The following is a 20,675-nucleotide window of genomic DNA, read 5'->3' on the forward strand; positions in this document are numbered from 1 at the left end:
GAGAACACGACGCTGGCGGTCAGGAGCCGCTTGGAATGATAGACAAGGAGTTCCCCCACGACACCGAGCCGGACGGGGACGTGAGCCTGCCGCACCACTTCTGGATAGGGGTGGCGGCGGCGGTGTTCTCGTTCTGGTCGGTGTGGCCGGCCTATCCGGCGGTCGGCGCAGTCGGGACACTGGTGGGCCTGCTCGTGGCGCTCGACGACGCTGTCGAGCACGCGTTCGGGGTGGCGACACCGATCGACCAGCTGTGGAATCGGTGGCTCCGCGACATGGTCGTTGGACTCGACGAGCGAATCCGAAGAGGCGAATAAAAGTACGGCCTGCCGAGGCCGGCAACTCGGCACTGAACCATGAACAACGGAAAATCCGCGCTCGGCGGGGTCGGACTGGTGGCGCTGCTGGCCGCCTCGGGCTCTGCCGGCGCAACGACAGAGGCACAGGTCGGCGGCCAGCCCGCCGTGAAGGTGATCGACTGATGGCCCAGCTCAACTGGAATCTAGGCGGTGGTGGGTCATCCTCTTCCGACGACGGAGGCGGGAGTACGAGCTCCGACAGCGGGAGTACGGTCAGCTGGGACGACTATGGTGACGGGCTCGCTGACTCGGGCGGGTCGAGCACCGACGCGTACACGGATGACCCGCGAACGAATGCCGACAACTGGGATGGCGATTCGGACGACGGTGGAAGCGACGACAGCGTGACGTTCGAAGACCTCGGCTACGGCGAGACCTCTGGTATCGACAATGGGGGTTCGAGCAGCGGGTCGGATAGCGGTAGCAGTTCGTCATACAGCCAGTACAACGACGCGCGTCAGGACCCGGACAACTGGGACGGTGACCCGTCGACGGGCGACAACGATGGCATCGACGATGAGGACGGTGACGTTCAGGAGCAGGCCAGCGCGTGGGACGAGTTGAACGTCTCGGCAAACGAGGGGACAGGCGGAGCGACACAAGACGGGTCCACGCCGGGCGAGAGCGCCCAGCCGTTCTTCGTCCCCATCGCACCCGATACAGGATCGATGTCGCCGGGACTGCTCGTGGGGGCTGGCCTCCTCGGGGCCCTCCTACTCAGCGGGGGCGGTGGCTGATGGGTATCGCGAGCAGTATCGAGGAAGACCTCGAGGCGAACGGCATCGATCCGGCCGACGCGGGGTACCAGGAGTTCGATGACGGCGACACCTGGGACGGGTCCAACGACTGGTGGAGCGGGCTCGTCGAGACCGCACAGAACCCCATCGACAGGGCGACAAACCCTTACGACACGGTAGCTGGTGCCGCCGACGCTGCAGCCCTTGGCTTCGATGAGGGGTTCGGCGGGCTCTACTCCCTCGTAGATGATGAGTCCGGCAACACCGCCGGCTCGGGCCAGTCGGAGATGTGGACGCCAACGGAGGGGAACGTCGACCAGACGGTCGAGGATTTCCAGAACGCGGCCGAGGCGGCTACGCCGGGGTGGCTCGACTGGACGCTGAACAATCAAGAGTTCGTCGTCGGCCTGCTGCTCGTGCTAGCGTTCGCGGCGGCGACGAACGGCACTGTCGACGTCGGCGGGGTGACCGGCTGACGATGGTCCTCGCGTTTGTCGACGTGGGGTGGCTCGGCTCGCCCGTCGATGTCGGGACGTTCGTCGTCGTGGTGACGATGTTCGTCTACGAGCTCCGACCGCGGACGCGGAAACTCGCGGCGGCGGTGGTCGCACTCGCGCGTGAACACCTGCGCGTCGACGCGGACCGGCTCCAGGACGAACTCGATGTCGACGAGTCCGAGGTGAAGGCGGTCCGTGCGACCATCGTTCGCGACGGCCGGGAGGACGGTGGTGGGTCGTGATCGAGTACGGATGGCTGCTCGAGCAGCGGGTACCGTGGTGGGCGTTCCTGCTCGCCCTGCTCACACGACCGTCGCAGTGGTCGACGACGGTGTGGTCGGTCGTCGAGGACCGGATGGGTGGTCAGAGTGAGTGACCTCCACGATCTCCCTCGCGGTGCTCGCGAACGCCCAGCCCTCCCCGGTCCGCACGGAGCGCAGCTGAAGGTGATGCGGATGGCTGGCGACATCACGTTGGTCGACCCGTCGAACTCCTCGGCGTGGATTACCGCCGACCCCGACGACATCGTCGAAGTCGGTACGAAGAGCGGCTTACCTGTCGTCGACGAGTGACGAAGCCGGGGCTGTCGGACCGCCGCGTGACCGACCGTTTTCTCGCTGCTACTCCTCGGCCGGTGGTGGATTAGCAGCACCTCGCCAGTCCCAGACGGACCCCGCCGACCCACTCTGAGCCTCTGGCGTGTCGTCGACGGTAGCGTGGACGATGTTGGGGTCTAGAATCGAGACGGCGTAGGTATAGGGTCCTCCTACGACATCCGGCGCGGGGTGAGGGTCGCGGTCGTGTTTGAGGTCGTAGTCGACCGTGCTGTCCGGGATGGTCTCATCGGCAGCGTAGAGCGTCGCTCCGTAGCGTCCTTCGCCCTCGTATAGGTCGATGAGGTTCTCCTCGGCGAGTCGCTTCAACGTCCGCGTGGCGTGGCGCTTCGAAACACCACTCGCGTCGGCGAGCTCTTGTGCCGATACCTTCTCCGAGCTCGCACGGAGCTCCTCGAGGACGGCCCGCTGTTTGTCGGTCGCGAGCCACGACACGCCGGGGACTTGGACGTCCGCGAAACCGGGAGGAATCGCGTCGGTCCTCACGAACACCGTGGCGCTGGACTCCGGGTCCTCCGGACGCCTAGCGTACCGTCCGGCCGCCTGCGCGGTGTGGCTCTCTCGAACGGACGCGAGGACGGCCTGCGCCGTCTCGGCGTCTTCGCCGACGAAGCCGCGGCCGCGGGCCCGCTTGTGACCGACGCCGTCGCAGGACGAGCAGCCCTCGCCGTCACACGAATCGCAGGGGGTCTCAGACCGTTCGACGGTGGCGTCACAGTCGAGTTCGGCGACCAGATCGAGAACGTACCCGTCGCCGGGGTCCAGACAACCGAGCACGAGGCCGATGGACTCGTCGGCGAAGTCGTTTCGGCTCTTCTCCTCGCCGTAGTGCATCGTCTCGGGGTCGTCGACGCCAACGTCCTCGAGAAGCGACCCGACGCGCTGCTCGACGGACATCGTGGTGATGGCCGTCGCGAGCCCGGCGCCGTACTTGGCGCGGAGATGTTCGACGAGCGCGCCGGTGCCACGCTCGTCGAAGTAGCGACCGGAGGCGAGCGGGCGAGTGGCGTCGCCCACCTGGACGACACGGAGCCCGCGCTCATAGCGGCGCCAGAGCCGCCGCTCGTCGGGGGCGAGGACCTGCTTCGGCTGGATGTACGGCAGGGTATTCGCCTGCCAGACGGGCCTCGCAGGGTGAGCGTCGAGCCCGAGCAGGCTCCGTGCGAGCGAGAAGTCGGGCGTCACTCGGACGGTGCGAACGTCGTTCTGTTCGTCGAGGACGACGGTCAGCCACTCGCGGTTCCAGCTGTCGTCGTCGACGGCGCCGGCGTCGAGGCGTGGGGGCTCGATAGGTGTCTTACCGACACGCCGGCCGTTGGCCCGCTGCTCCGCGTTGAAAATGGCCCGCGTTAGCCCCGGCGCGAGCGTGTGAGCGTGGTTGGCTTCGAAGTACCACTCCCGCTCGGGCTCCTCCGCGAGGAGCTCCTGGAGGCGGTCACGTTCGGCGGCCGCGTCGCCGCGGTAGTCCTCATGTCGCGAGAGACCGATGAAGGACTCCCAGCTGGTCACGGGCGCGTCGATCTCCTGCAGGTAGCTCGCGACGATGTTCCGAACCTCGCCCGTGGTGAGGTCTTCACAATAGTCGGGGCGCTCGTCGATGACGACGTTCGTCCCCATCCGCATCGAGGGTACGTGCGCGAACTGATGAGTGCCGATGACGAGCGGGTGGTCGCCTTCGCGAAGGTCTTCCCATTGCTGGATGGCGGGGCAAACGCCCTCCTCCTCGCAGGGGAGGGCGCCGGACTGGTCCATGTGTTCCTCGAGGTAGCGGTGGACGGCAGAGAACGCGAGTCCACGCCCATCGCACATCGCGCTGATCCAGTGGGACGCGGCCTGCCCGTTGATCGTGATGGGGTCGTGGTCGAGGTCCGCGCAGCCCTCGTCCTCGTCGGGCGGGTCAAAGTCGCCCGCAGCGACCGGGCACGCTTCGTGCCTACTCTGGAGGACGATATGCTCACCACCATACTCGCGGGCGGCCTCAGCCGCCTCGTCTCTCGCGTCGCGTGTGGCCGAGAGGTGGACGACCGGCTTCCCGCCGGTGATGTCGTCCCGTGCGCCCCAGCGGGTTCGAGCGATAGTGCCGCTCTTGCCGAGGGCGGTGGGTGCGTCGACGACACGGTCGTCTTCGTTGCGCATCACCGTCGCGATGGTGTCGAAGAGATGGTCGCGAGCGACGTCGGTGGACGGCCATGAGAGTCCCCGCTTCCGGGCGGCGCGCCGACGCTCCTCGGGGTCGAGAGCATCCAGCTGCCCGAGCGGGAGTGTACTGGACGGCTGGAGGTCGGTCCGTTCGTCGTCGTCGCTAGGGGTGTCCTCGAGTTCGTGCCGCTGACTCTGGATGGACGTCTCGGCCGGGTCGTTGGTGTAGTCGATGAACGTGTCCCGCCCATCAGACATCGTCTCTCACCTCGCGAATGACCCGCAGTATGGGGTCGGGGACGTCGTCGATGCGGACGGGGATCCACGCCTTCGGGGTGTCCTCGAGCCGCGCCGGAACACCGACGTAGTCGGTCCATCCAGCGGCGCCGGCGTCGTCGACGACATGGACGAACCAGAGCTGGTTGCTGTGGTTGGGGCAGTTCCAGCCGCGCGAGCGGAGGGTGTCGGTGCCCTTCGCGAAGGCGCTGCGGACGCTGTCGGGGACGAGCCGGTCGACTGGCAGGTCGACCACTGCGGTACCTTGCCCTATGAGTGGGAACCCGCAGATGGGACAGCACTCGTCGTCGGTGACCGTCCGGATGGCCGGCGGAAGGGTGGTGGACGTCGACGTCGAGGATGCGTCTGCGCGCGACATCAGGGTCCCTCCGAACCGGACTTGCGGCAGTCGGCGCAGACGATACCCTCGCCGGACGTGATGCCGCCACACTCCGGGCAGTCGGCCCACTCGGGGTCGGCACCGTACCGAGCAGCCTCCTCGGCGCGCTCCATCCGGGCGCACTCCCGACAGAGCCCGCGTCGCGGGGTGTGACCGCCGCAGGCGTCGCAGGTCACAGGCTCACCCCCTCTGCGAGCGCGTGGTTGTGGCGACCGCCAGCGAGGGCGGCGGCGACGTGAACGGTGGTCGCCGGGCCGTCAGCGATGGCCGTGGCGGCCCGCCAACGGCGCTCGAAGTCGGCGTCCCAGCCGTGGCGTGAGCGCATCAGCGACCACCAGAGGTCGTCGAGGCGTTCGTGAAGAGAGCGGACGCCGAGGTTCACGGCGAACACCTCCCATCGTCGAGGGCCTCGCAGCGCTGCTCGTCTTCCTCGATTTCGACGCCACAGTAGTCACAGACCGGATTTTCGAGGTCTTCGACGTCGAGGCGCAGCCGGCGCTGTGCCTCAGACATAAACATCACCCCAAAACCGCAAGAAGGCGGCCGCTATGGGGGTTTTATATCGATGGACTCGCCGGGATTTGAACCCGGGGCCTCTCCCATGCCAAGGGAGTGATCTACCGCTGATCTACGAGCCCGTACCTCCACGGTAGCCGAGGTTCGTGAATAAACCTACCGGAACGTGAACGGCCACGCACACCGGTACCGTGACACGGTTTCACTTTCGCTCCACTAGGCCCGCCTACTTGCCGTGGACGCTCGTATGGAGCCCCGAGGTCCCACCCATGAGCACCAGACGGGACACCACCACCGACGGCGACGGACGACTGCACGAGGGCCAGCGCGTACGGGCTCGTTACCGTGGCGGGGCTGTCGAGGGCGAGGTTCTCGAAGTTCGACGGGCCGGCGATGCCACGCGCGTCGTCCTCGACGTCGACGGCGAGGCGGAACTCGACACGGACGCGAGCCGCGTCGAGCCGGTCGGGCCGCGCTGCCCCCGGTGTGAGGCGTCGCTCCCGCGGCGGCGGGCCTACCGCTGCGGGGCGTGTGGCGCGGACCTGGTCCAGTAGCGTCGAAGAGAAAGCCATTAGTGCGCGCTCCGGTTCGGTACCGGTGGGAAGAGCACGGCCGCAAATCTGACTCGTCGTCTTTCTGGCGACTTGGGATTGCGGAAGTGCGACTACGCATACCGGCACGTGCCGGTCCGCCAGCGGTCTGTGCCTTCCAACCAGCACTATGGCACGAATGCACACCCGCCGTCGGGGCTCGTCCGGTTCGGACCGCCCCGTGGCAGACGAACCGCCGGAGTGGAGCGACGTCGACAGCGAGGACATCGAGGCCCGCGTCGTCGAACTGGCAGAGCAGGGGCACGACCCGTCCCAGATCGGGATGAAACTGCGTGACGAGGGCGTGAAGGGCACGCCCGTCCCGAACGTCAAACTGGCGACCGGGAAGAAGGTCACCGCGATCCTCGAGGACAACGACGCCAAGCCCGACCTGCCGGAGGACCTCCGGAACCTGATGGAGCGGGCCATCCGCCTGCGCCGTCACATGGAGGAGAACAACAACGACGCGCAGAACAAGCGCGCGCTCCAGAACACGGAGTCGAAGATCCGACGCCTCGTCTCGTACTACCGCGGCGACGAACTCGACGAGGAGTTCACCTACTCCTTCGACGTGGCCGTCGACCTGCTCGAAGGCTGATCGTCGATGTCCGCCGCCGACCGTCCAGCGTCCGCCCCCGCCGCCAGCGACGTGGCCGCGGCGTGCCGCGAGGCCGGCCTCGTCCGCCTCGTGGGTACCGCCGACGGCGACGCCCTCGCCGCGGTGGGCGTCCTCGCCCGTGCCCTGCGCGCGGTCGACGTTCCCTTCCAGGCGAGCGTCGCGCCCGTCCCGGACCCGGGCGAGACCGACGCGGACCTGACGGTGACGGTCGGGACGGACAGCGGCGACCTGTCGTTCACGGCAGTCACGACGAGCGCACCCGCCTACGCCGCGGCCCGCGAACTCGCCGGTGCGGACGCCGACCCCGTGTTGGCGCTGGCCGGCGTGGTCGCCTCGGGCGCGGTACCGGGCGAGACCGGCGGTGATCTGCTCGACGCGGCGAGTCTCGACCGACGACCCGGACTCGGGATTCCAGTCGCAGACCCGGCCGACGGACTGGCGCACTCGACGCTCGTCCACCTGCCCACCTCGGGCGACGTGGACGAGACACGGGTGACGCTGACCGACGCGGTCGGCACGCTCGAGGACCCGGACGAGACGACCCACCGCAGACTGGCCTCGTTCCTCGCGCTGACGGCAGTGCGTGGGACGCCGGTGCGGACGGCCGACGTGGTCGAACGCGCGCTCCACCCCTACGTGGGCGAGGCGTGTCCGTTCGCGACGCTCGCTGGCTTCGCGGACGTCCTCGACGCTGTCGCTCGGGAGCGCCCCGGCACCGGCGTCGCGCTGGCGCTGGGCCACGACGCCCGCGAGGCGGCGCTCTCGGCGTGGCGCGGGCACGGGACGCTCGCCCACGCGACGCTCGAGTCGGCCGACACGGGCCGGTACGACGGCCTGTTCGTCGTCCGCGCGGACGACGAGACGCCGCTCGGGACGGTTGCGCGGCTGGCGCGCGACTTCCGCTCGCCCGAACCGGCCGTCCTCGTCGTCGACGAGACGCGGGGCGCGGCCGCGCTCGCCGGTGCTCCCGGCGTGTGCGAGTCGCTCGACCGCGCGTGCTCGGCGCTCGGCCCGGACGGAGCCGTCGTCGGCCGGGGTGGCCTCGCACACGCCCGCTTCGACGCCGACACCGTCTCGACGACCGACCTCGTGACCGCGGTCAGGGAGGCAGTATGACCGGGGCCGACGCCGACGAGCGGTCGGAGCGACCGGAGCGAGCGACCCGCCGGGCGACGCTGCGGACGACGCACGCCGACGCGACGGCCGTCGCCCGCGCGCTCGCACCGGACAACACCGCCGAGATGCACACCCGCGTCGAGGGTTCCACCGTCGTGACGACGGTGGCACGCGAGACGACCGGTGGACTGCGCTCGACCGTCGACGACTACGTGACGAACATGCAGGTGGCCGACGAACTCCACACGGACGCACAGACCGAAGAACGTACACACACCGACACCAACACAGACACCAATGAGTGAACGAAGCGTCTCCAAGCGAAAGCAGGAGAAGCGGTGGTACACCGTGCTCGCCCCGGAGCAGTTCGACCGGGCCGAACTCGGCACGACCCCCGCAGACGACCCCGAACAGCTCTACGACCGAACCATCGAGACCACGCTCGGCGAACTGAACAACGACGCCGGCGAGAACAACACGAAGCTCACGTTCCGCATCGTGGACGTCGGCTCGGACTCCGCGTACACGGAGTTCGTCCGCCACGAACTCACACGGGACTACCAGCGCTCGCTCGTCCGCCGCGGCTCCTCGAAGATCGCCGCCTACGAGACGGTCCGGACGACGGACGACTACCGCGTCCAGCTCCAGCCCGTCGCGTTCACGACGAAGAAGGCCGACCACTCCCAGGAGCGCGCCATCCGCCGGCTCATGATCGACATGGTCCGCGAGGCCGCCGAGGAACGCACCTTCGAGGAGCTCGTCGCGAGCGTCGTCGAGGGACGGCTCTCCTCGGCCATCTACGCCGAGGCGAAGGAGATCTACCCGCTGCGCCGCGCGGAGATCATGAAGACGACCCTCGAGGCCAGCCCCGAGGAGATCGAGGCCGAGGAAGAGGCCAGCGTCGCCGTCGACACCGAGGACGTCGCTGTCGACGAGGAGTAACCGAACCCCGATCTCGTTTCTTCACCCGCCGCCGAGCGACTGCGCTCTCCCGGGTCGCGTGCTACTACTCGGTGACGACGACGGTCCCGACCATCCCGGCGCGCTCGTGTGGGATACAGAAGTAGGGGTGTTCACCGGGCGTCTCGAACGTGTACGACCAGGACTCACCGGGCGGGACGTTCCCCCACGGGTCGGCGCTGGCGAACGCACTCCGGGCGGCCTGCTCGCTCTCGAAGCCACCCGAGGCCCAGTAGGTCGCTCGCTCGGGGAGCGCCTCCTCGTAGGCGGTGATGGAGTGCCCGCGCGACCCGTTGTTCACCCACGTCAGGGTGTCGCCGACGGCGACCTCGACGCGCTGTGGGATGTACGCGTTCTTCGCCATCTCGACGTCGCCCTGGGTGCCGCCCCCGGCGAGCGAGCACCCGGCCAGGGAGGCCAGTGCGCCCGTCCCGATCGCCGCGAGGAACGCCCGTCGTTGCATGGTCGGGCGTAGGGGTCGACCGGGTATAGGCGGCGTGGTTCGAGTGTCGAACCCCGTAGAACCGGCACCCGAAACGAACGTACTAAGAAACGGCCTGCCGACGGGACGGCCATGCGTGTCAGTCCACGGTTTGTCGGCCGCCTCGGGGTGGCCGACGCGATAACCGTGGCGAACGCCGCGCTCGGGTTCGTGGCGGCGGCCGTCGCCACCGTGCACCCGACGATCGCGGCTCGCCTCATCCTGTTGGCCGCCATCGCCGACGGTCTCGACGGCGTCGTCGCCCGCAAGCGCGGGGGGACCCCCGCCGGCGAGTACCTCGACTCGCTCGCGGACGTGGCCTCGTTCGCCGTCGCGCCCGCCGTGTTCGTCTTCGCGCTCGCTCGCGGGGAGTTCGTCGCGGGCGGTGCCCTCGCCGACGCCTCCGTCCTCCTCGCGCTCGCGGTGCCCGCGGCGTTCGTCGCGATGGCCGTCGTCCGACTCGGCCTCTACACCGCGTACGACCTCGGCGATTCGTACACGGAGGGCGTCCAGACGACGCTCGCGGCGACGCTGCTCGCGACCCTCCACCTCGCCGACGTCGCGGGGCTCGTCGGCGTGAGCGAGGGCGTGCTCCTCCTCGCGGTGGCCGGCCTCTCGGTCTACCTGATGGTCGCGCCGATCACCTACCCGGAGCTGTTCGCGCGCGACGCGCTCCTCCTCGGGGGGTTACAGGCGCTCGCACTGCTGTTCCCGGCGTTCGCGGGGCGGGTGTTCCCGCGTGCCCTCCTCCTGTTCGCGCTGGCGTACCTCGTGCTCGCGCCCCGGTTCTACTGGCGCTCCACGGGGTCTGCGGACCCGTAATCCTCGCGGCTCGCGTGTCGGTCGCTCGCGCACCCTGCCGCTCGCCTAGTGCGAGGCCTCCCGCTGGTCGACCTCGCGGCTGAGACCGCAATCCCTTTGCCCCGACCTGCCGCACTCGGGGACATGAGCAACGGGGACGACGAGGACGCTCCCGACGATGCCGACGCGCCGGACGAGTCCACCGACGAGGTGGCCGTCGACGTCGACCGGGAGGAACTGGACGAGCGACTCGACGCCGCGAGCGAGGCCATCGAGGCCGCCGAGACCGAGGCAGACCTCGACGAGGTCGAGTCGGACATCGACGCCATCGCGGCCGACCTCGAAGCGGCCAGCCTCCCCGAACCGGAGGACGAGGACGAGGAGGACCCGACCGAGGCCGTCGAGGCCCGACTCGAGGCGGTCCGCGAGGAACTCGAGGAAGCGCGCGGTCCCTACGCAGAGGACGTGGTCGCGGACATCGAGTCCGCGCAGGAGACCATCGAGAGCGGCGAGTGGACCGAGCAGGGCGAGGACGAGGTCGCCGAGGCCGTCGACGCGTTCCTCGAGTCGGTCGCAGAGCCGCTCGACGCCGAGTACGACGTGGGTGCCGGGCTCGACGAGCACGTCGAGGTCCTGGGCGTGGTCGCGGAGGACGTCTCCGAAGCCGGGCTCGACGCCGACGAGGACGCCGACACCATCGCCGACCTCCTCGACGCGACGGACGCCCTCGAGACCGGCCTCGACGAGGCACAGGAGTGGGAGGACCTCACGGTGGTCCAGCAGATGCGCGCGAACGGGTTCTACGACCGGCTGAACTCGCGCAACCGGAAGGACTACCCGCCGGAGCTGTCGGTCGTCCGCATCGCCGAGAAGGAGAACGACCCCGAGCGGGTCCTGATGGCGATGGACCGCTTGACGTCGAAGTTCATGCAGGAGAACTGTCTCGAGGCGCTCAAGCGGATGGGCTCCCCGGAGGCCTACGACGACCTGATGGCGAAGGTCCAGAAGCGTGACTTCGACGCCATCGAGGCCATCGGCAAGATCGGGCCGGAGGCCGACGAGGCGACCGAGACGCTCCACGACTACATCGACGGGGAGGCGAACCCGCCGCTCCAGAAGGTCGTCCTCCGCGCGCTCGGCGAACTCGGGAACGAGGAGTCCACACAGCCGGTCGCCGACCGCCTCGTCGCGGAGGACCCGGAGGTCCGGTCGCAGGCAGCCCGTGCGCTCGGTCGCATCGGAGACACGCGCGCCATCGACCCGCTCGCCGACGTGCTGGCCGACGACGAGAACGACTCGGTCCGCGCGGCCGCGGCGTGGGGGCTGAACGCCATCGGTACCGAACGCGCCCTCGAGGCGGCCGCCGAGTACGCCGACGACCGCTCGTACATCGTCCAGACCGAGGCCGAGGCCGCCCACGAGGCGCTCGGCGACGACGGCGAGCCGGAACCCGAAGCCGCGGCCTGAAACGGCACGGCCGAGTCCGACTGACCCCCCGGCCGAACCTTCTTGTCGGATAGCGGGACCAGACGTCCCGTGTCGTCTCCCACGCCGACGCCCGTCGTAGCGCTCGCGTTCGCCGGACTCCTCGCTCTCGGAGCCGTGGCACCGGCCGTCGCTCTCGGACCGACCGAGCGGATCGACGACGGGCCGCGCATCACGGCTGCCTACCCCGACCCACTCGCCGATGCCGACGTCGGCGAGTTCGTCGTCGTCAGTCACGCGCGCAACACCACCCTCTCCGACGGCGAGGGGTCGGTTCGCGTCCCCGCCGACGGCACGGTCGCCCTCTCGGCCGCGCCGAACCGGACGCGGAACCTGACCGACCACCGGGTCGTGGGCGTGGACCTGCCGAGTCTCGCGAACGGTGGCGAGGTGCTGACGCTCACGCGCGACGGCGAGCGCCTCGCCCGCGTCGAGTACGACACCGCGAGGGAGGGGTCGGTCCGTCGCTGGCGGTACGACGGGGACGGTCGGGACGGGTGGGTGCCGCTCGGACGGACGGACCGCCCGGTCGTCGACACCGAGGGCGGGTCGGCGACGGCGTTCGTCCTCCCCGACGCACCTGGCCCGCCCGTCGAGACGCTGCGACGGGCCGACGAGCGCGTCCTGCTCGCCGGGTACACGTTCGCCTCCGAGCGGGCGACGCGGGCGCTCCTCGAGGCCCACCGTCGTGGTGTGGCCGTCCGCGTCCTGCTCGACGGGGGGCCGGTCGGCGGCATCTCGCGGCGGTCGGCCCGACTGCTGGACCGGTTGGCCGCCGCGGGCGTGGAGGTGCGGGTCCTCGCGGGACGGGCAACGCGCTACCGGTTCCACCACGCCAAGTACGCCGTGGTGGACGACCGCGCGCTCGTCCTGACCGAGAACTGGAAGCCCGCCGGGACCGGCGGGAACGGGTCTCGCGGCTGGGGGGTCCGACTGCGTGACCCCGAGGCGGCGGCCGCGCTGGCGGCGACGTTCCGGGCGGACGCCGGGTGGCGCGCGGCGGTGCCGTGGCACGAGTTCCGCGCGGGCCGGTACTTCGACCACCGTCCGCCGGCCAACGGTACGTTCCCGTCTCGTGTCGCCCCCACGACGGTCTCGGTGTCGGGGGCGAGCGTCCTCGTCGCACCGGAGAACGCCGGCGACGCCGTCGTCTCCCGACTCGACGCGGCCGAGGAGTCGGTCCGGGTCCTGCAGGTGTCGGTCGACGGTCCCGACCAGCGATTCCTCCGGGCGGCGGTTCGGGCCGCAGGGCGCGGCGTCGAGGTTCGGCTCCTGCTCTCGGGAGCCTGGTACGTGCGCGAGGAGAACCGTGCGCTGGCCGACCGGCTGAACACGCGCGCCGACCGGGAGGACCTGCCGCTCACGGTGCGACTGGCACGCCCCGCCGGCCGGTTCGAGAAGGTCCACGCGAAGGGCGCCGTCGTCGACGACACGGTCCTGCTCGGGTCGCTGAACTGGAACCCGACGTCGGCCCGCGAGAACCGCGAGGTGGTCGTCGCGCTGGAGAGTGCGGGGGCCGCCCGCTACTTCGCTGGGGTGTTCGACGAGGACTGGGCCGCGGCGGGAGCCCCCCGCGACACGGGACCGGCACAACGGTTCCCGGTCGGACTGCTGGGTGCCGTCGCCGTCGGGGCGCTCGTGGCGCTCCTCGTGGCGAGTCGGCTGGAGTTCGGCGGTGGGCGGGGGTTCTGAACCGGGCTACGGACAGCGCGTCTCGCAGATGCGGTCGACGATACGACCCGTCGAGAGGAGTTCGTCGTCGCGGACGGTCTCGCGCGGTGAGGCGCGCCGGACGTCACACTCCAGTCCGCGGGCCGCGAGCGCGCCGGCCACGTCCTCCTCGTCGTGGTACTGGTCGTGTCCGAGGACGATACAGTCGGGGTCGATGCGTTCGATGGGGACGAAGAAGTCCTCGAGGTGGCCGAGGTGGGCCTCGTCGACGGGGTCCAGTGCCGCGACCATCTCCCGGCGCTGTTCGTCCGAGAGCACGGGTGGCTCCTTGTGGGTCACGTTGGCCGCGCGTGCGAGGATGACGTGGAGTTCCTCGCCCATCGACTTGGCCTCGTGGAGGTAGTGGACGTGGCCGGGGTGGAGGATGTCGAAGGTGCCCTGGGCGACGACCCGACCGTAGGCCGGCCCGCCGTCACGGTCCTCGTCCCCGCTCATCGTCTCTCCTCGTCCAGTTCCGCGTCGATGTCCGCCTGCGAGAAGTCGAAGAACGCCTCGTCGCGCACGTCCACGTCGAGGACGGGCAGGTCGACCGGTTCGCCGTCGCGGTCGAACGCCTGCCACGAGTCGCGGGTGTAGGGGTAGCCGACGATGATGTGGACCTGTCCCTTGCCGAAGGTCATCAGGTCGGCGTCGCTCGGGCGGAGGACGCCGTTCGGGTGCGAGTGGACGGAGCCGGCGGCGCGCACGTCGTTGGGGATCATGTTGGTGTCGACGGTCGCACTGACGGGGTTGGACTCCGTCCCGGGGATGACGAGGACGTCGGTGAGGACGGTACCGTCCCGGTCGAGACCGAGTTTGCGGGCGTCCTCGCCACGGAGGAAGCCCATGTACTCGTCGGGGTGGGCGTCCTCGCTCGCCTCGATGGCGAACTCGAGGGCGTCGGCGGCGATACCGATGACACCCGACGACCGGAACAGGCGCATATCTGAAGGTCGGCCGGCCGCCAACTAAGCGTTCCGTTCGGTCGCTAGTGGTGGCTCGTGGACCCTCACTCGCTTCGGCTGCCGAGGCACAGACGTGCTCGCGGGTCGCTGCGCTCCCCGCTCGCCGGTCCGAGGAATCTCACTCGCCTCGCTCGTTCGGTTCCTCGTCCTCGCTCCGAGTGACAACGCTTAAACTCGGAGATGCCCGCTATCGGGTAATGACGCACTCTTCCGACGCCGGCGGCGCCGGCGAGACGGTCCCTGACCGGGGGACCACTGTCTACGACCTCGCTCCCGGTTGCACCTTGGAGGACGTGTCGGCCGGAAATCACTACCACGCGACCGTCAACGGTGTCGTCGAGTACGGTGTCTTCGTCGACCTCTCGGCGAGCCTCTCCGGGCTCGTCCACGTCTCGGAACTCGACGGGACCTACGACGTCGGCGACGAACTAATCGTGGAACTGCTCGAGGTCCGCGAGAACGGCGACCTCTCGTTCGCCGAACGGGACCTGGACGACTACGTGACCGAGTCCGTGGACGCCGGCGGCGACGTCGACGTGGCCGACCTCCGGGACTCCGTGGGACGGACCGTCACCATCGAGGGCCGTGTCGTGCAGGTCAAGCAGACCGGCGGACCGACCATCTTCCACGTCGCCGACGGCACCGGTATCGTCCCGGGCGCGGCGTTCGAGGAGGCCGGCGTCCGTGCGCACCCCGAGGTCGGCCGCGAGGACGTCGTCCGCGTCGTGGGCGAGGTCGAGACCCGCGACGGCGCACTCCAGCTGGAGGTCGAGTCCCTCTCGCGCCTCCGTGGTGAGGCCGAGGCCGAGGTGACCGACCGACTGGAGGCCCGGCTGGAAGAGCGGGCCGAACCCGCCGAGGTCGACCCGCTCGTGGAGTGGGAGGCGTTCGAGAAACTCCGCCCCGGGCTGGAGGCCATCGCCAGCCGGCTCCGCCGTGCGGTGCTCGGCGGCCGCCCCATCCGGATGCGACACCACGCGGACGGCGACGGGATGTGCGCCTCCATCCCGCTGCAGGCGGCACTCGAGAACTTCGTCGCCTCGGTCCACGAGGACCCCGACGCGCCGCGACACCTGCTGAAGCGGCTCCCCTCGAAGGCGCCGTTCTACGAGATGGAGGACGTGACGCGCGACCTGAACTTCGCGCTGGAGGACGAGGAGCGCCACGGCCAGCGCCTCCCGCTCCTCCTGATGCTCGACAACGGCTCGACGGAGGAGGACACGCCGGCGTACCGCGCGGTCAAGCAGTACGACATCCCGGTCCTCGTCGTCGACCACCACCACCCCGACCCGGACGCGGTGGCGCCGCTCGTCGAGGAGCACGTCAACCCCTACCTCCACGACGAGGACTACCGCATCACGACGGGGATGATGTGTGTCGAACTCGCGCGGCTCATCGACCCCGACCTGACCGAGGACCTGCGGCACATCCCGGCCGTCGCGGGCCTCTCGGACCGCTCGCGCGCCGAGACGATGGACGAGTTCCTCGCGCTGGCCGACGAGGCCGGCTACTCCGAGGACGACCTCGAACGGGTCGGCGAGGCGCTCGACTACGCCGCACACTTCCTCCGGTACAACGACGGCCGCTCGTTCATCAACGACGTGCTGAACGTGGCGTGCGACGACGAGGAGCGCCACCGCGAACTCGTCGAGTTCCTCTCCTCGCGTGCCGAGCGCGACGTACAGCGACAACTCGGCGACGCGATGCCCCACGTCGAACACGAGGACCTGCCCAACGGCGCGCACCTCTACCGCCTCGACGTGGACGAGCACGCCCACCGGTTCACCTACCCGGCGCCCGGTAAGACGACCGGTCGGATCCACGACGAGAAGGTGCTGGAGACGGGGGACCCGGTCATCACCATCGGCTACGGGCCGGACTTCGCGGTGCTCCGTTCCGACGGCGTCCGCCTCGACATCCCGCAGATGGTGACGGAACTCTCCGAGGAACTGCCCGGCGCCGGCGTCTCTGGTGGGGGGCACCTCGTCGTCGGCTCCATCAAGTTCGTCTCCGGCACCCGCGAGACGGTGCTGGACGCGCTGGTGGAGAAGATGGGCGAGGCGGAACTCGACGAGGAGCTCCGTTCGACGCTCGTCCGGGACGACGACTGAACGGCGCCTTCGTGTTGGTTTTCTAACTGGATTCTCGTCCGGCTTTACGATTCAGGCTAGCCGTTTAGCCGGGAGGAGCCCGAGGAGGCCTCATGGTCGAGCACAACGAGAGCGGCCGCCCCGCCGAGGCGAGTGCCGACGTCCACGCCCTGCGCTGTGGCCGGGCGGTGATGGAACTGTCGCTCGACGCGGTGTTCACCGTCCTCGCCACTCGACGCCGACGGGTCCTCCTCCGAGTGCTGGCCGACGCCGACGCCTGCAGTATCGACGACCTCGTCGAGTGGGTGACGACCCGCGAGCGACAGCTCGGTGACGGCGACCCCGACCGCGAGGTGGTGCGCGCCGAACTCGAGCGGGTGCACCTCCCGATGCTCGCGGACCACCGCATCGTCGACTACGACGAGCGCGGGGGCGACGTCCGGTACTACGGCCACCCGGTGGTGGAGGAGTACCTCCAGCACGCGGCGGGCTTCGAGTGAGAGCTGGGTACGGACCGCGTGGGAGAGCGCGGGGACCGTCCCTCAGAACAGGTCCGCGTCGACGAGCCGCTCGACGGCCTCGCGGAGCCGCTCCTCGCTCGCGGCGTAGGAGATACGGGCGTGCCCCGGCGCGTTGAACGCGCTCCCCGGCACCGTGGCTACGTGGGCCTCCTCGATGGCGGCCTCGCACCACGCGTGGTCGTCGTCGGGGTCGCTGCCGGCCCTCGAGCCGTCGACGGGGAGCATCATGTAGAACGCGCCGTCGGGGACGGCGACGTCGACGCCCGCCTCGTCGAGGCGGTCGACGAGCATCTCGCGGCGCTCGTCGAACGCGTCACGCATCTCCGTGACCGCGTCGTCGGTGTTCGTGAGCGCCTCCACGCCCGCGTGCTGCACGAAGTTCACTGCGCAGGTCACCGAGTGGCTGTGGAGTTTGCTGGCCTGCTCGACGATGGGCTTCGGTGCGGCGAAGTAGCCCAGGCGCCACCCGGTCATCGAGTAGGCCTTCGAGAAGCCGTTGAGCGTGACCGTCCGGTCACCCATCCCGTCGAGGCTCCCGAGCGAGGTGGCCTCGACGCCGTAGGTGATCTCCTTGTATATCTCGTCGGAGATGACGGTGACGTCGTGTTCGACGGCGAGGTCACGGACGCCCTCCAGCGCGGCGTCGGAGAAGACGGCACCCGTCGGGTTCGACGGGGAGTTGACGACGAGGAGCTCCGTGTCGTCGGAGACCGTCTCGGCGAGGTCGTCGAGTGCGGGCTCCAGCTGGAAGTCGTGGGGCGCGAGGTCCACGCGCGAGAGCGAGCCGCCCGCGAGCTTCGCCATCGCCTCGTAGCTGACCCACGCGGGGTCGAGCAGGACGACCTCGTCCCCGTCGTCGATGAGCGTCTGGAACACCTCGTAGAGTGCCTGTTTGCCGCCGGGCGTGACGATGATCTCGTCGGTGCCGTAGTCGAGGCCGTCGGCCGCGAGCTTCTCGCTGATGGCCTCGCGGAGCGCGGGGATGCCGTTCGAGGACGTGTAGCCCGTGTGCCCGGCGTCCATCGCGGCCTTCCCGGCCTCGACGACGTTCTCCGGAGTGGGGAAGTCAGGTTCTCCCACCGAGAGGTCCACCACGTCCACCCCGTCGGCCTCCAGTTCCCCGGCGAGGTTGGAGATGGCGATGGTCGCGGACGGTTCTACTCTGCCGACGCGTGCTGCGAAGTCGAATTCCATTGTCATGCGAGTGCCTCCACCATGTCGATGGCGCTGTCTACCGCTTCCGCCCCCTTGTCGGTTCGCTCTACCGCTTCGGCCGCGGACTGCCCCGGCCCGGTGATGCCGAGCGTGACGGGGGTGTCCCGGTCGAGCGAGACCCGACTGATCTGCTGGGCCGCGGCGTGCCCGATTGCCTGGTCGTGGTCCGTGTCGCCGGTGATTATCGCACCGAGCACCGCGACGGCCTGCACGTCCTCGCGCCGTGCGAGGCGGTCGGCCGCGAGCGGCGTCTCGTAGACCCCCGGCACCTCGATGGTGTCGACGATCTCGGCGTCGCGTGCGGCGGCCGCCTCGCGGGCGGCGTCGGCCATCCGATGCGTGACCGGCGCCTCCTTGTTGTACTGGGAGACGACGAGTCCGAGTCTGACCATGTGCCACGGGTCGAAAGCAGGGGTGAAAGTCGTGCCGTTTCCTGCAGTCCGCTCGTGGCTCGTCGGCGACCGTGCCAGCGTGGCCGACGGCACGGAACCGCCCGACACGGCTCCGGTCAGCTGTGCTGCTGGTTCGGACAGGTCCCTCGACCTGTCAGCTCTCGTACTGCTCGGCGAGAACCACGACCTCTCGGGTCTCCGAACGGTCGCGGGTTCCCGAGCCGTGCGAGGGGTTCGCTCGCCGGCTGTCGGGGGTTCTACCCCCGGTCCCAACCAGAAACGTTCTAACCCCGGCGACCACCAACAGGGACCAGATGGCCGCCCGAACCGACGACAGCGACTACCTCCACTCGCTCTCGGTCCTCGACCGCGTACCCTACCTCGGCGACGCGGACGACGCCACCCGCGGTGTCGTCCTCACCGTCGTCGCCGGACTCCTCCTCCGACTGGTCGCGCTGGGTGCGCGCCCGGCCCACTTCGACGAGGGACGGGTCGCGTACTTCACCGAGTACTTCGTGCGCACCGGTGCGTTCGAGTACCGCTCCATCATCCACGGCCCGTTCATCCAGCACGTCAACGCCGCGCTGTTCCCCGTCCTCGGTCCCACGGACTTCGCGTCACGGCTCGTCGTCGCCCTCGTCGGCGCGGCCCTCCCCGCCACCGCCCTCCTCCTGCGACACCGCCTGCGCGACACGGAGACCGTCGCGCTCGCGCTGTTCCTCGCACTCAACCCCGTCCTGCTCTACTACTCGCGGTTCTCGCGGTCGTCCATCCTCGTCGCCGGGTTCATGTTCGGCGCGTTCGCGCTGTTCGTCTACGCCTACGACACCCGCGACGTGCGCCCGTTCTACCTCGGGACGCTCCTGGTGGGCTTCGGCTTCGCCTCGAAGGAGAACGCCATCCTCTACGTGCTCTGTTGGCTCGGCGCCGGTGCGCTCGTCGCCGACCGCGCGCTGTTCGGCCCCCGCGACTACGACGGGGGGAGCGACCGCGTCCGGGCGCTCTACGCCCGAACACGTGACCGGGGCGACGGCGAGACGGTCGTCCGCGTGGCCTCGCACGCCATCCTCGCGAGCGTCCTGCTCCTCGTCGTCGTCCTGTTCTTCTACGCCCCCCGTGGGGCCGGGTCGCCGGTCGAGGTGGGCGGCCAGCCCGTCGGCCTGTACGGCCTGCTCTCGAATCCCGGTGCGTTCGGGGGGGTGCTGGACGCCACCATCGGCGACATCGAGAAGATCGCCTACTGGTTCGAGCAGTCGGGGAGCGAGGGCGGCGAGGCGCTGACCGTCAGTGGACTCGTCGACAAGTTCGTCAACTTCGGCGGGCAGACCCTCGAGACGTACGCCTACTACGCGGCCGCGCTCGGGACGTTCGGCGTCCTCGGGTTCCTGTACGAGCGGTACGGCGCCGCGCGCCCCCGGCCGTTCGTGATGTTCGCGTCCTACTGGGCGTTCGCGTCGGCCATCGGCTATCCCATCGGGACGGACATCTACGGCGCGTGGATCACGGTGAACGTCCTCGTCCCGCTCGCCATCCCGGCTGCGGTGACGCTGGCCGCACTCTACCGCGTCGGCTGGGAGTCGTTCGCCGACGACGACCGGGTCTCGGTCGGTCTGGTCGCCGTCCTCTTCCTGCTGGTCGGCGGGCAACTGGCCGTCGCCACTGCCAACGGCGTCTACCTGAACGACGACACGGCCGACGGGATGGTCCAGTACGCCCAGCCGAGCGACTCGATGCGGCAGGCGACCGAGGCGATGCGCGAGGCCGAGCGGAGCGGCGCCGACCCCGCCGTGCTCGTCTACGGTGACCTCTACGTCGACAACGAGGACGACTTCGTCGGGCTCGGGAACGACGACATCAGGGTCCCGCTGCACCCACAGTGTATGAAGTTCTTCCCGTCGCTCTCGCTCCCGTGGTACCACTACAAGGACGACATCGGTACGGTGTGTGCGAGCAACAGCACACAGTTCGACGAGGCCTACGCCGGTGAACCACCGGTCGTCCTCGCGCCCGTCGTCCACGAGTCGTTCCTCGACGAGCGACTCGAGGGCTACGAGAAGTCGACGTTCTACCTCCGGACCGCCGCGGGCGACCGGAAGGAGACACTACTGTACGTCCGGGCCGAGGAGTGACCCTGTCGGGGACGAGACAACAGTTTCTAACGTCGCCGGCGACTCACACCGAGCACTGATAGC

Annotated in this window: 27 protein-coding genes and 1 tRNA gene; 17 read left to right on the forward strand and 11 right to left on the reverse strand. The window is 69.6% G+C overall.

Features of this window, described 5'->3' with window-relative positions; all coding sequences use genetic code 11:
- The first annotated feature begins 35 nt into the window (after positions 1 to 35).
- From N0B31_RS02785 to N0B31_RS02810, 6 genes are read left to right on the forward strand one after another with little or no spacing between them, the layout of a single operon-like run.
- Positions 36 to 317 carry a hypothetical protein gene (locus tag N0B31_RS02785; protein ID WP_260594269.1) on the forward strand — a complete coding sequence of 94 codons (282 nt, stop codon included), beginning with the start codon at positions 36 to 38 and terminating at the stop codon, positions 315 to 317.
- Between the two features lie 39 nt (positions 318 to 356).
- On the forward strand, positions 357 to 482 hold the full coding sequence (locus N0B31_RS02790) for a hypothetical protein (RefSeq protein WP_260594270.1): 126 nt from the start codon (positions 357 to 359) through the stop codon (positions 480 to 482).
- Complete coding sequence (locus N0B31_RS02795) at positions 482 to 1,096, forward strand: hypothetical protein (protein ID WP_260594271.1); 615 nt, start codon at positions 482 to 484, stop codon at positions 1,094 to 1,096. Before N0B31_RS02790 ends, N0B31_RS02795 begins: the two co-directional genes overlap by 1 nt.
- Positions 1,096 to 1,572, forward strand: a complete 477-nt coding sequence (locus N0B31_RS02800) for a hypothetical protein (RefSeq protein WP_260594272.1) — start codon at positions 1,096 to 1,098, stop codon at positions 1,570 to 1,572. Before N0B31_RS02795 ends, N0B31_RS02800 begins: the two co-directional genes overlap by 1 nt.
- Positions 1,573 to 1,574: 2 nt before the next feature.
- Positions 1,575 to 1,835 carry a hypothetical protein gene (locus tag N0B31_RS02805; RefSeq protein WP_260594273.1) on the forward strand — a complete coding sequence of 87 codons (261 nt, stop codon included), beginning with the start codon at positions 1,575 to 1,577 and terminating at the stop codon, positions 1,833 to 1,835.
- Complete coding sequence (locus N0B31_RS02810) at positions 1,832 to 1,969, forward strand: hypothetical protein (RefSeq protein ID WP_260594274.1); 138 nt, start codon at positions 1,832 to 1,834, stop codon at positions 1,967 to 1,969. The genes N0B31_RS02805 and N0B31_RS02810 overlap by 4 nt, the downstream gene beginning before the upstream one ends.
- Before the next feature lie 244 nt (positions 1,970 to 2,213).
- Here N0B31_RS02810 and N0B31_RS02815 read toward each other — a convergent pair whose 3' ends face one another.
- The 6 genes from N0B31_RS02815 to N0B31_RS02840 form a co-directional block, all read right to left on the reverse strand.
- On the reverse strand, positions 2,214 to 4,604 hold the full coding sequence (locus N0B31_RS02815; RefSeq protein WP_260594275.1) for a helix-turn-helix transcriptional regulator: 2,391 nt from the start codon (positions 4,602 to 4,604) through the stop codon (positions 2,214 to 2,216).
- Positions 4,597 to 5,001 carry a hypothetical protein gene (locus N0B31_RS02820; protein WP_260594276.1) on the reverse strand — a complete coding sequence of 135 codons (405 nt, stop codon included), beginning with the start codon at positions 4,999 to 5,001 and terminating at the stop codon, positions 4,597 to 4,599. Before N0B31_RS02820 ends, N0B31_RS02815 begins: the two co-directional genes overlap by 8 nt.
- The gene (locus N0B31_RS02825; protein WP_260594277.1) at positions 5,001 to 5,198 is read right to left on the reverse strand and encodes a hypothetical protein; all 198 of its coding nucleotides are present in this window, start codon (positions 5,196 to 5,198) and stop codon (positions 5,001 to 5,003) included. Before N0B31_RS02825 ends, N0B31_RS02820 begins: the two co-directional genes overlap by 1 nt.
- Positions 5,195 to 5,404, reverse strand: coding sequence for a hypothetical protein (locus N0B31_RS02830; RefSeq protein ID WP_260594278.1), 210 nt, complete (start codon positions 5,402 to 5,404; stop codon positions 5,195 to 5,197). Before N0B31_RS02830 ends, N0B31_RS02825 begins: the two co-directional genes overlap by 4 nt.
- The gene (locus N0B31_RS02835; protein ID WP_260594279.1) at positions 5,401 to 5,535 is read right to left on the reverse strand and encodes a hypothetical protein; all 135 of its coding nucleotides are present in this window, start codon (positions 5,533 to 5,535) and stop codon (positions 5,401 to 5,403) included. Before N0B31_RS02835 ends, N0B31_RS02830 begins: the two co-directional genes overlap by 4 nt.
- A 53-nt stretch (positions 5,536 to 5,588) precedes the next feature.
- Positions 5,589 to 5,660, reverse strand: a tRNA-Ala gene (locus tag N0B31_RS02840).
- Positions 5,661 to 5,807: 147 nt separating this feature from the next.
- Here N0B31_RS02840 and N0B31_RS02845 point away from each other — a divergent pair.
- From N0B31_RS02845 to N0B31_RS02865, 5 genes are all read left to right on the forward strand, one after another.
- Positions 5,808 to 6,092 (forward strand): hypothetical protein, encoded by a 285-nt coding sequence (locus N0B31_RS02845; protein ID WP_260594280.1) that lies wholly within the window; start codon positions 5,808 to 5,810, stop codon positions 6,090 to 6,092.
- Positions 6,093 to 6,258: 166 nt separating this feature from the next.
- Positions 6,259 to 6,726, forward strand: a complete 468-nt coding sequence (locus N0B31_RS02850; protein WP_260594281.1) for a 30S ribosomal protein S15 — start codon at positions 6,259 to 6,261, stop codon at positions 6,724 to 6,726.
- A gap of 6 nt (positions 6,727 to 6,732) precedes the next feature.
- Positions 6,733 to 7,863: a hypothetical protein gene (locus N0B31_RS02855; protein WP_260594282.1), complete on the forward strand. Its 1,131-nt coding sequence runs from the start codon at positions 6,733 to 6,735 to the stop codon at positions 7,861 to 7,863.
- Positions 7,860 to 8,168, forward strand: coding sequence for a KEOPS complex subunit Pcc1 (locus N0B31_RS02860; protein WP_260594283.1), 309 nt, complete (start codon positions 7,860 to 7,862; stop codon positions 8,166 to 8,168). The genes N0B31_RS02855 and N0B31_RS02860 overlap by 4 nt, the downstream gene beginning before the upstream one ends.
- Positions 8,161 to 8,805, forward strand: coding sequence for a 30S ribosomal protein S3ae (locus tag N0B31_RS02865; RefSeq protein WP_260594284.1), 645 nt, complete (start codon positions 8,161 to 8,163; stop codon positions 8,803 to 8,805). The genes N0B31_RS02860 and N0B31_RS02865 overlap by 8 nt, the downstream gene beginning before the upstream one ends.
- A 64-nt stretch (positions 8,806 to 8,869) precedes the next feature.
- On the opposite strand, the gene N0B31_RS02870 is transcribed toward N0B31_RS02865, so the two are convergent.
- Positions 8,870 to 9,286 carry a cupredoxin domain-containing protein gene (locus N0B31_RS02870; protein WP_260594285.1) on the reverse strand — a complete coding sequence of 139 codons (417 nt, stop codon included), beginning with the start codon at positions 9,284 to 9,286 and terminating at the stop codon, positions 8,870 to 8,872.
- Between the two features lie 111 nt (positions 9,287 to 9,397).
- On the opposite strand from N0B31_RS02870, the gene N0B31_RS02875 reads away from it, so the two are divergent.
- From N0B31_RS02875 to N0B31_RS02885, 3 genes are all read left to right on the forward strand, one after another.
- Positions 9,398 to 10,126: a protein sorting system archaetidylserine synthase gene (locus N0B31_RS02875; protein ID WP_260594287.1), complete on the forward strand. Its 729-nt coding sequence runs from the start codon at positions 9,398 to 9,400 to the stop codon at positions 10,124 to 10,126.
- Positions 10,127 to 10,249: 123 nt separating this feature from the next.
- A complete protein-coding gene (locus tag N0B31_RS02880; protein ID WP_260594288.1) occupies positions 10,250 to 11,572 on the forward strand; it encodes a HEAT repeat domain-containing protein in 1,323 nt (440 codons plus the stop codon).
- A gap of 69 nt (positions 11,573 to 11,641) precedes the next feature.
- Positions 11,642 to 13,282, forward strand: a complete 1,641-nt coding sequence (locus N0B31_RS02885) for a phospholipase D-like domain-containing protein (RefSeq protein ID WP_260594289.1) — start codon at positions 11,642 to 11,644, stop codon at positions 13,280 to 13,282.
- A gap of 6 nt (positions 13,283 to 13,288) precedes the next feature.
- On the opposite strand, the gene N0B31_RS02890 is transcribed toward N0B31_RS02885, so the two are convergent.
- Together N0B31_RS02890 and N0B31_RS02895 are read right to left on the reverse strand one after the other, a co-directional pair.
- Positions 13,289 to 13,756, reverse strand: coding sequence for an FAD synthase family protein (locus N0B31_RS02890; RefSeq protein ID WP_260594290.1), 468 nt, complete (start codon positions 13,754 to 13,756; stop codon positions 13,289 to 13,291).
- Entirely contained in the window at positions 13,753 to 14,244 is a 492-nt protein-coding gene (locus tag N0B31_RS02895) for a JAB/MPN domain protein-containing protein (RefSeq protein ID WP_260594291.1), read from the reverse strand. The genes N0B31_RS02890 and N0B31_RS02895 overlap by 4 nt, the downstream gene beginning before the upstream one ends.
- 218 nt (positions 14,245 to 14,462) lie before the next feature.
- Here N0B31_RS02895 and han point away from each other — a divergent pair, with 218 nt between their 5' ends.
- Both han and N0B31_RS02905 read left to right on the forward strand, forming a co-directional pair.
- Entirely contained in the window at positions 14,463 to 16,376 is a 1,914-nt protein-coding gene (han, locus tag N0B31_RS02900; RefSeq protein ID WP_260594292.1) for a Hef-associated nuclease, read from the forward strand.
- Between the two features lie 92 nt (positions 16,377 to 16,468).
- Complete coding sequence (locus N0B31_RS02905; protein WP_260594293.1) at positions 16,469 to 16,855, forward strand: DUF7344 domain-containing protein; 387 nt, start codon at positions 16,469 to 16,471, stop codon at positions 16,853 to 16,855.
- Between the two features lie 42 nt (positions 16,856 to 16,897).
- Here N0B31_RS02905 and N0B31_RS02910 read toward each other — a convergent pair whose 3' ends face one another.
- The gene (locus tag N0B31_RS02910) at positions 16,898 to 18,070 is read right to left on the reverse strand and encodes a pyridoxal phosphate-dependent aminotransferase (RefSeq protein ID WP_260644040.1); all 1,173 of its coding nucleotides are present in this window, start codon (positions 18,068 to 18,070) and stop codon (positions 16,898 to 16,900) included.
- Between the two features lie 2 nt (positions 18,071 to 18,072).
- Positions 18,073 to 18,483, reverse strand: coding sequence for a 6,7-dimethyl-8-ribityllumazine synthase (gene ribH, locus N0B31_RS02915; RefSeq protein WP_260594294.1), 411 nt, complete (start codon positions 18,481 to 18,483; stop codon positions 18,073 to 18,075).
- Positions 18,484 to 18,797: 314 nt separating this feature from the next.
- On the opposite strand from ribH, the gene N0B31_RS02920 reads away from it, so the two are divergent.
- Positions 18,798 to 20,612: a flippase activity-associated protein Agl23 gene (locus N0B31_RS02920; RefSeq protein ID WP_260594295.1), complete on the forward strand. Its 1,815-nt coding sequence runs from the start codon at positions 18,798 to 18,800 to the stop codon at positions 20,610 to 20,612.
- Positions 20,613 to 20,675: the final 63 nt, after the last annotated feature.

The organism is Salinirubellus salinus (assembly GCF_025231485.1).
GTDB classification, from domain to species: domain Archaea; phylum Halobacteriota; class Halobacteria; order Halobacteriales; family Haloarculaceae; genus Salinirubellus; species Salinirubellus salinus.